3 protein-coding genes are annotated in these 3,286 nt (G+C 64.6%); 2 read left to right on the plus strand and 1 reads right to left on the minus strand.

From position 1 onward, the window contains the following. On the minus strand, window positions 1-706 hold a 706-nt coding region (locus EOA29_RS30115), incomplete at its 3' end, for a cytochrome c biogenesis CcdA family protein (protein ID WP_145969870.1). Window positions 707-872: 166 nt separating this feature from the next. On the opposite strand from EOA29_RS30115, the gene EOA29_RS30120 reads away from it, so the two are divergent. Together EOA29_RS30120 and topA are read left to right on the plus strand one after the other, a co-directional pair. Beyond that, window positions 873-1,250: a hypothetical protein gene (locus EOA29_RS30120; RefSeq protein ID WP_126093498.1), complete on the plus strand. Its 378-nt coding sequence runs from the start codon at window positions 873-875 to the stop codon at window positions 1,248-1,250. A 266-nt stretch (window positions 1,251-1,516) separates the two neighbouring features. Then, the coding region (gene topA / locus EOA29_RS30125) for a type I DNA topoisomerase (protein ID WP_127222024.1) at window positions 1,517-3,286 on the plus strand (1,770 nt) is incomplete at its 3' end.

Raw genomic sequence — 3,286 nt, forward strand, 5'->3', positions numbered from 1 at the left:
AGTAGGACGCTCTCTGCACCCCGCCGGTGAGGAAAAACACGCCGGCGACGACCAGCAGCGCGCCCATCACTTTCTCGACGCGACCGAGATGGACGCGGAATTTGCCGAGGAATCGCATGAAGGCGCCGGAAAACAGCGCCGCGATCAGGAAGGGAATGCCGAGGCCGAGCGAGTAGGCGGCGAGCAGCATTGCACCCTCGCCCACGGTTTCGCGGCCGCCGGCTAAAGTCAGGATCGGCCCGAGCACCGGACCGATGCAGGGCGTCCAGCCGAAGGCGAAGGCGAGCCCCATGACATAGGCCGCAACCATGTTGGCCGGCTTGCCCTGCGACTGGAAGCGCGCCTCGCGCGACAGCAGCGGAATGCGCAGGATGCCGAGAAAATTCAGCCCCATGATGATGATCAGCGCGCCCGCCACCATCGCCAGCGGCTCCTGCCAGACGCGCAGCAGACGGCCGATGGTCGAGGCGCCGGCCCCGAGCGCGACGAAGACGGTGGAAAAGCCGAGCACGAAGGCTATAGAAGCATAGAGCAGGGCGCCGCGCGCGCCCTCCCGTGCCGTCACGCCCTGGTTGCCGCGGAAATCATCGACCGAGACGCCGGCCATGTAGCAGAGATAGGGCGGCACCAGCGGCAGCACGCAAGGCGACAGGAACGAGATGGCCCCCGCCCCGACCGCGCTGACATAGCCGATGTCCAATGCCATTTCATGAGCCCAGATTGTGCTGGCGCCGATATAGCGATGCCGAAGCCGCCCTGCCAATCACCATTGTGTGGCATGTGGTCGCCCGGCCAGGAAGAAACGGCCTCCCCCATGCGTTGACTGAGCAGGCGCGCGATTGCCGCGCGCCCGTTCTCAGGGAGAGATTGCCATGAAATCGATCGCACTCGGATTTGCGGCCCTTTTGCTTGGCGCCACCGCGGCCCACGCCGCCGAGGCATGGAAGGAAGCCGAAGTCGGCGGCAAGAAGATCTACACCGATGCCATGGGCATGACGCTTTACACCTTTGACAAGGACGAAAAGGGCAAATCCAACTGCTACGACAAATGCGCCGCCAACTGGCCGCCGCTGAAGGCCGAGGCCGGCGCTAAGGCCGATGACGAGTGGACGATCGTCGAGCGCACCGACGGCACCAAGATGTGGGCCTATGACGGCAAGCCGGTCTACACTTTCGTCAAGGACAAGAAAGCCGGCGACATGACCGGCGAAGGCGTCGCCGGCGCCTGGCACGTCGTCGCGGCCGACTGAATTTTCTCGAAGGAATCGGCAGGTTGCCGGCGATTCTCCGCTGGCAGCCTGCCACCTCGCCGCCTGCGAGACGTGGCCTTCACCCATCCCCAAAAAATGTGATCTTCGCCATACACTCTAAGAGTGTATCGCTGGCGGCAGGTCCGCAAATTGGCTCCTTCCCCTTGACCGATCGCAAAAGCACGGCCATGTGAGCGACGAAAAGAGTGGGATTTCGTCGTGCGCTGCGGAGTTCTTCCGCCGCCTCATAATTGATAAGAGACCTTATGGACGTCGTCGTCGTCGAATCGCCGGCCAAGGCGAAGACAATCAACAAATATCTGGGCAAGAACTATAAGGTCCTTGCCTCGTTCGGCCATGTCCGCGATCTGCCGGCCAAGGACGGCTCGGTACGTCCCGACGAGGACTTCGCCATGTCCTGGTCGGTCGACACGGCCTCCGGCAAGCGGCTTGCCGACATCGCCAAGGCGGTCAAGGACGCCGACGGGCTCATCCTCGCCACCGACCCGGATCGCGAGGGCGAGGCGATTTCCTGGCATGTGCTGGAAGTACTGAGGCAGAAGCGGGCGCTGAAGGACAAGCCGGTCAGCCGCGTCGTCTTCAACGCCATCACCAAGTCTTCCGTGCTCGAGGCCATGGCCAATCCGCGCCAGATCGACGCGCCGCTGGTCGACGCCTATCTCGCTCGCCGCGCGCTCGACTATCTCGTCGGCTTCACGCTGTCCCCCGTGCTTTGGCGCAAGCTGCCGGGCGCCCGTTCCGCCGGACGCGTGCAGTCGGTGGCGCTGCGCCTCGTCTGCGATCGCGAATCCGAGATCGAGCGCTTCATCCGCGAGGAATACTGGCAGATCGCCGCCATCCTCGACACGCCGCGCAACGACAGCTTCGAGGCGCGGCTGACCGCCTATGCCGGCAAGAAGCTGCAGAAGCTCGACATCGCCAACAAGGCGCAGGCCGACGACATCAAGGCGATGCTGGAGGGCGCTGCCTTCAAGGCGCTGTCGGTGGAAGCCAAGCCCACCAAGCGCAATCCGGGCCCGCCCTTCACCACTTCGACGCTGCAGCAGGCCGCCTCCTCGCGGCTCGGCTTCTCGGCCAACCGCACCATGCAGGTGGCGCAGAAGCTCTACGAAGGCATGGATGTCGGCGGCGAGACCGCCGGCCTCATCACCTATATGCGAACCGATGGCGTGCAGATGGCGCCGGAGGCGATCGAGGCCGCGCGCGACGCCATCGCGAGCGAGTTCGGCGCGAAGTACCTGCCGGAGAAGCCGCGCTACTATTCGGTCAAGGCCAAGAATGCCCAGGAAGCGCATGAGGCGATCCGCCCGACCGATTTCAAGCGCACGCCGGCATCGGTCCGGCAATATCTCGATGCCGACCAGGCGCGGCTTTACGAGCTGATCTGGAAGCGCGCCATCGCCAGCCAGATGCAGCCGGCCGAGATCGAGCGCACCACGGTAGAGATCGAGGCGATCAACGGCGCCCGCACCGCCGAGCTCCGCGCGGTCGGCTCGGTCGTGCGCTTCGACGGCTTCATCGCCGCCTATACCGACCAGAAGGACGAAGATGCGGAGGACGAGGAAAGCCGCCGCCTGCCCGAGATCCGCGCCGGGGAGCAGCTTGCCCGCCAGGCGATCAACGCTACCCAGCACACGACCGAGCCGCCGCCGCGTTATTCCGAGGCGTCACTGATCAAGAAGCTGGAAGAGCTCGGCATCGGCCGGCCGTCGACCTATACGGCGATCCTGAAGACGCTGGAGGATCGCGACTACGTCGCCATCGACCGGCGCAAGCTGGTGCCGCAGGCCAAGGGCCGGCTGCTCTCGGCCTTTCTCGAAAGCTTCTTCGAACGCTATGTCGAGTACGACTTCACCGCTTCGCTCGAGGAAAAGCTCGACGAGATCTCCGATGGCAAGCTCGCCTGGAAGGACGTGCTGCGCGACTTCTGGAAGGATTTTTCCGGCGCCGTCGACGACATCAAGGAACTGCGCGTCACCGACGTGCTCGACGCGCTGAACGACGAGCTGGCGCCG

This window comes from Mesorhizobium sp. M1E.F.Ca.ET.063.01.1.1, assembly GCF_003998155.1.
Classification (GTDB): Bacteria; Pseudomonadota; Alphaproteobacteria; order Rhizobiales; family Rhizobiaceae; genus Mesorhizobium.

Bases quoted from the DNA above. Each gene is read 5' to 3' on its own strand.
- EOA29_RS30120 (WP_126093498.1), top strand. From the start codon at position 873: ATGAAATCGATCGCACTCGGATTTGCGGCCCTTTTGCTTGGCGCCACC.